The organism is Allocoleopsis sp., from assembly GCF_036703385.1.
Lineage (GTDB): Bacteria > Cyanobacteriota > Cyanobacteriia > Cyanobacteriales > Coleofasciculaceae > Allocoleopsis.
In genome coordinates this window covers 1-5,860 of the sequence record NZ_DATNPA010000580.1, presented here as the reverse complement: position 1 = coordinate 5,860, position 5,860 = coordinate 1, and the positions used below count along the sequence as shown (strand labels likewise).

Below are 5,860 nucleotides of genomic sequence, written 5' to 3'. Positions count from 1 at the left end.
ATTGTGTTCTCTTGAACATTCCAAACGGGTGGTTCGTTGTACCATTCCATTTTTCATATTTACTAGTTAATTTAATGGTTTTCTTGCCAAGTCTTTCCCGTGTTCAAATTATAATAGACAAAACTATCTCCATCGGATGATTTGTTAAAAGGGATTTTAACAATACCACCCTCTTCTCGAATTTTCTTAAGGTAAGCATCATATGATGCTTTTTCCTCCTGTTGTGATTGACCGTAATTGTAATTAGTTTCAAAGTTGGCTATGCTGTGCATCACAGGTAACCAGCGATATGGCAACCAAAATGAATAATATAAGCTACAATCAAAGAAGCATCGTTTTTCGGCATATACATAAATTGTTTTTCCATAAGAAGGATAATTTAAATGCCCAATTATTTTTTCTTCAGAAATCTCGTCTACCCAAACTATAAACCAAGCTGACCAATATACAACATAGCAAAATACAGCTAATAGTAGAGAAAGACATACAGGTGCAAATAATTCTCTCGATCTCTGGTCGAAAGTTTTATTTCCAGTAAATAAAGCGTGTTTGAATCGAATTAATAGTAATCCTATTAAATAAAATAAACTAACTCCAAAAATAGCTAACACAAGGGAGGATGTAAACCATAAAACATATTCCCATGAAGGAACCATTTTTAAAGGCAAAATTCCAAGGATATATAAGATGGGCAATACAGTAATGCTCAGAATAGCAGCATTGATTTTTTGAGTACTGGGGTGCCCAAAAAGCGAGCGGAACAAACGGAAAAAATTTCCTATCATCCTAGGTTCTCCAATTTTAGGGAATCATGCACCCCCAGGAAAGTCAAAATGGCAGCCAACGAGTAGGAGAAAATTGCCTATGGTACAACTATCTATTTCCACGTATGCGTTCAGTTGCTAGCTGGCATCAAAGTCTGGTAACACGAGTTTCTATATGAGTATCCGTTGGCGATTCAGCAATGACGATGATCATAGCCGCAACCCAGGTCACTGTAACAAACGAGCTGCAATAAAGTTTTTTGGGTTTCGTGTCGGAGTTCATGTTCATCACCTTGAAAGAGTCGAAGGCCGCTTTTACTACTCCTAATGGAGCTTCGATTCAACATGGCTCGTTTTCTTATAGGCACAATCCCCGCCGTTGGATTTGATGCTGTTGTATCTCCCTATCTCTACTTACAGGGAACAGTTCCGGCGTTTGAATATCCCCGCAGTGACTTACCACTTCAAGTGCATTTCGTTGGCTCGTTTTTATCGACCCCTCCTGCTGATTTTATTTCCCCTAGTTGGTGGAGCGATCTGCAAGGAGACAAACCAGTCGTTCTAGTTACGCAAGGTACCGTAGCTACCGAAACAGACGATTTGATTGTACCAACGCTCCAGGCACTTGCGGATGAAAATGTGTTGGTTGTTGCAACAACTGGGGGTCAACCAACTGAAAGCATTAAACTGGCACAATACCCTGCCAATGCCAGGATAGAGTCGTTTATTCCCTATTCCCATCTTCTGCCCCATGTTGATGTTATGGTGACTAACGGCGGGTACAATGGCGTGCAGATGGCTTTGGTGAATGGTGTCCCTCTAGTGGTCGCAGGTCAAACGGAAGATAAGCCTGAAGTCTGTGCACGAGTGGAGTGGAGTGGGGTGGGTATTAACCTACAAAACTAGCAAGCCTACGCCAACGCAGATAAAAGACGCTGTGAAGCAAATTCTCGCTTCTTCTCCCTATCGGCAGAAGGCGAAACTTTTTCAAACGGAGATTGCCCGTTATGACGCACCCACTTTATCGGCTACGCTGTTGGAACAGCTAGCAGCAACGAAACAGGCAGTAACAAGAGCGAAGCGATAACAGGGTTTTAGGCAAGTATGGCGCGTGGCGATCAAATTTACGTAATGCAAGAGTTTCTCAGCCTTCAGGGTGTATACGAGCATCATGGCATTGACTGTGGCGATGGCACCGTGATTCATCAACGCAAGCGAACGGAGACGATTGAGCGCACGTCTTTTGCTACCTTTATGAATCACTCCAAGTCTAAGGTGTATGTCAGGAACTATCGAACCTGTTTTATCCCGGATGTTGTAGTTCAACGGGCAGAAAGCCGATTAGGTGAAAAGAACTACAATTTGCTGTTTAATAACTGTGAACACTTTGCCACTTGGTGCAAGACGGGTGTGAACGAGAGTCGGCAGGTGAAAAACTTTATCCCTGTAATTGCCAACCTCGATACTGATAGCTTGTCTGCCCCCATCTTCCTCGCACTCAAACACTCTGACCGAAGTGAGGCGTTGCGATCGCTCAACGAGGCTTTAGCTACAATCAAGGGAACTTGGGATAATATCCAACCAGAGTATAACCAAGCTGTTCAGGAAATTGACGCTTGGCAGCGGGTTGCCCAGCAAGCGCTAAAACAAGGTAGGGAAGACTTGGCGCGTGCGGCGCTTAAAAAGAAGCTTTTCTACAAATCACGGGCGACTGAAGATAAAGCCAAGCTAGACAAACTCGCAACCATGACGGAAACGCTCATCCGTAATCAGACTGCCTTGCAACAAATTCGTTGACATGCAACAGCAAGCGGCGAAGATAAGAGCATGTTAAGGAGTGCAGATACCCCTTCAGGTAGGTTGGGTTGAACGTTAGTGAAAGCCAACATTATTGATTTGTGAGAAATTGCTGTAGATGGATAAAGCCTAAAATCCCAAATTCTGTATGAGTACTTTTCGTGTTGGAATTGCTGGTCCTGTGGGTTCGGGGAAAACCGCGTTATTAGATGCATTGTGCAAGGCGTTGCGCATGTCGTATCAGATTGCGGTGGTAACCAATGATATTTACACTCAGGAGGATGCTCAGTTTTTGGTGCGGAGTCAGGCGTTGCAGAGCGATCGCATCCTTGGCGTTGAAACCGGGGGTTGTCCCCACACCGCCATCCGCGAGGATGCCTCAATGAATCTGGCAGCTATAGAACAACTAGAACAACGGTTTGCTGATTTAGACTTGGTATTTTTAGAGAGTGGCGGCGATAACTTAGCAGCAACGTTCAGCCCAGAACTGGTTGATTTGACTATCTATGTTATTGATGTGGCTGCTGGGGACAAGATTCCGCGTAAAGGTGGGCCAGGCATTACCAAATCTGACCTCTTAGTGATCAACAAAATTGACCTTGCCCCTATGGTCGGTGCGGACTTGGGCGTCATGGAACGTGATGCCAAAAAGATGCGAGGCAACAAACCCTTCGTTTTTACTAATTTGAAAACTCAGGAAGGGCTCCCAGCCGTGATTGATTTTATTAAGATTCATAAAGGATAACTTTCGATCTTTATAGCTGTTCGCTCTAGATCTAAGATTTTGTATCATTCGTTACAATTAGTGGCTTAACCTCGCTCTAATATCACACCTTATCTGCAATATCTCTCTATCAGTAAGCAGAATTCAGAGGGGGCTATAAGTAAAGCATGGTGAGGAGATTTGGGCGACGTAAATTTCTGCTCTACGGCTCCGCAACTTTGGGAACCAGCATTTTCCTGAAAGCTTGCGCTAAAAATGAGCCAACTACAACGGCAGGAAGTCCAACGACTTCTGCCTCTCCAGTGGCAGCAGCGGGTGCTAGCGGGAGCAGCGGTGATACGATCAAGGTCGGCATTTTACACTCTTTGAGCGGCACGATGGCCATTAGTGAGCAAAGTGTCGTAGATGCTGAATTACTGGCAATTGATGAAATCAATGCAGCGGGCGGAGTTCTCGGTAAAAAGATCGAGTTTATCAAAGAAGATGGCGCTTCTGACTGGCCTACCTTTGCCGAGAAAGCGAAAAAACTGATTGACCAAGACAAGGTTGTGTCTATCTTCGGCTGCTGGACTTCGGCGAGCCGTAAAGCCGTGCTGCCAGTTTTTGAAGAGAAAAACCACATGCTCTGGTACCCCGTACAATACGAGGGTCAGGAGTGTTCTAAGAGCATTTTCTACACAGGCGCTGCCCCCAATCAGCAAATTGAGCCGTCAGTGGATTGGCTTTTGCAAAATAAGGGTAAAGAGTTCTTCCTGGTTGGTTCAGACTACGTTTTTCCCCGTACTGCCAACACCATTATTAAGGCTCAATTACAGGCAAAAGGCGGTAAAACCGTTGGGGAAGACTACCTACCCTTGGGCAATACCGAAGTTACAGCCATCATCACTAAAATCAAAGCCGCTCTGCCCAATGGTGGCGTCATTTACAACACCCTGAATGGGGATAGTAATGTGGCCTTCTTTAAACAGCTTAAAGGGGCTGGCTTAACTCCAGACAAATATCCCACAATGTCAGTCAGTATTGCGGAAGAAGAAGTTAAAGCCATTGGCCCAGAATATCTTAAAGGTCACTACGCGGCTTGGAACTACTTCCAAACCGTCGATAATCCGACCAATAAAAAGTTTGTTGAGGCATTTAAGAAAAAGTACGGGGAAAGCCGGGTGACTAATGACCCAATGGAAGCTGCCTACATTGCAGTTTACTTGTGGAAACAGGCTGTTGAAAAAGCAAAAACAACAGATATAGAAGCCGTGCGTAAAGCTGCTTTGGGTCAAACTTTTGATGCTCCCGAAGGGAAAGTGACGATGGAAAATAACCATCACCTCGCTAAGTTTGTGCGGATTGGCGAAATTGGGGACAATGGTTTGTTTAAGATTGTTTATTCCACGGAAAAAGCAGTTTCCCCTGTGCCCTGGAATCAATTCGTGGCGGAAACGAAAGGCTTTGGCTGTGATTGGTCTGATCCCAACAAAGGCGGCAAATTCAAAATGAGTTAAGAGCCTTAGCTTGTATAAAGATTGGGTTTTAGATGTGAACTCCATCTAAAATCCAGAATCTAAAATATAAAATCGCTGGAGAAAAGGCGTGATAGCAGCATTGTTTGATAGCCTATTTAATGGCCTTAGTATTGGCGCTGTTTTATTAATTTCAGCGCTAGGATTAGCCATTGTTTTTGGACTGATGGGCGTGATTAACATGGCTCACGGTGAGTTGATGATGCTGGGAGCTTACACGACCTTCGTTGTACAAAATGGCTTCAACTTGCTGGGAAAGTCGTGGTTTGAACTCTATATCTTTTTGGCACTACCGATGGCTTTCCTCATCGCAGCGGCGATGGGTTTGATTTTGGAGCGGGGAGTAATTCGATACCTTTATGGACGCCCCTTGGAGACTCTCTTAGCGACTTGGGGAGTCAGCTTAATTTTGCAACAGTTTGTGCGAAGCGTGAACTGGGTATTGGCAATTAGTCTAGCTGTGTTTTGTCTGCTCTTTTTTGGAGCTATGTGGATGGTGTCTCGCCGCCCGGATATGCATAGGATGCGTAACTGGGTGATAGCGGTGATGCTACCGCTATCACTCGGCATTGCCTGGGCGACTGGCGCATTCTTGGCTCAGACTTATAAACTTACCGTGACTCAGCCTTGGTTTGGCGCTCAGAATGTGAATGTCACGGCACCGAGTTGGCTACAAGGTAATTTGCCTCTGTTTAGTCTGACACTGCCTTACACTAGGCTGTTTATCATTAGTCTCACGATTCTTTGTGTGGCGGCGATTTACTTGTTTTTGCAACGTTCGGCATGGGGGTTGCGAATTCGGGCGGTGACACAAAACCGGAGTATGAGTTCTTGCTTGGGGATTCCCACTCAAAAGGTTGATGCCTTAACATTTGCTCTCGGTTCTGGATTGGCAGGCGTTGCGGGTTGTGCAATTAGTTTGCTGGGTTCTGTGGGGCCGAATACGGGTCAGAACTATGTGGTTGATACCTTCATGGTCGTGGTGGTGGGTGGTGTTGGCAAGTTGGTGGGGAGTATTGTGGCGGCGCTTGCGATCGGCACGGTAAACTACCTCATCGGTT

General features: G+C 45.2%; 7 protein-coding genes. 6 read left to right on the top strand and 1 reads right to left on the bottom strand.

Annotated features, from left to right (window positions below):
- Positions 1 to 71 precede the first annotated feature (71 nt).
- Positions 72 to 785: a hypothetical protein gene (locus V6C93_RS28100; protein WP_333479977.1), complete on the bottom strand. Its 714-nt coding sequence runs from the start codon at positions 783 to 785 to the stop codon at positions 72 to 74.
- Positions 786 to 1,109: 324 nt separating this feature from the next.
- Between V6C93_RS28100 and V6C93_RS28095 the strand changes: the two genes are divergently transcribed.
- The 6 genes from V6C93_RS28095 to urtB form a co-directional block, all read left to right on the top strand.
- A complete protein-coding gene (locus tag V6C93_RS28095; protein ID WP_333479976.1) occupies positions 1,110 to 1,670 on the top strand; it encodes a glycosyltransferase in 561 nt (186 codons plus the stop codon).
- Between the two features lie 31 nt (positions 1,671 to 1,701).
- Positions 1,702 to 1,851, top strand: a complete 150-nt coding sequence (locus V6C93_RS28090) for a hypothetical protein (protein ID WP_333479975.1) — start codon at positions 1,702 to 1,704, stop codon at positions 1,849 to 1,851.
- A 17-nt stretch (positions 1,852 to 1,868) separates the two neighbouring features.
- On the top strand, positions 1,869 to 2,561 hold the full coding sequence (locus V6C93_RS28085; protein ID WP_333479974.1) for a lecithin retinol acyltransferase family protein: 693 nt from the start codon (positions 1,869 to 1,871) through the stop codon (positions 2,559 to 2,561).
- 148 nt (positions 2,562 to 2,709) lie between these two features.
- The gene (gene ureG / locus V6C93_RS28080; protein WP_333479972.1) at positions 2,710 to 3,306 is read left to right on the top strand and encodes an urease accessory protein UreG; all 597 of its coding nucleotides are present in this window, start codon (positions 2,710 to 2,712) and stop codon (positions 3,304 to 3,306) included.
- Between the two features lie 146 nt (positions 3,307 to 3,452).
- Entirely contained in the window at positions 3,453 to 4,781 is a 1,329-nt protein-coding gene (gene urtA, locus V6C93_RS28075; protein WP_333479971.1) for an urea ABC transporter substrate-binding protein, read from the top strand.
- A gap of 88 nt (positions 4,782 to 4,869) precedes the next feature.
- On the top strand, positions 4,870 to 5,860 hold a 991-nt coding region (urtB, locus tag V6C93_RS28070; RefSeq protein ID WP_333479970.1), incomplete at its 3' end, for an urea ABC transporter permease subunit UrtB.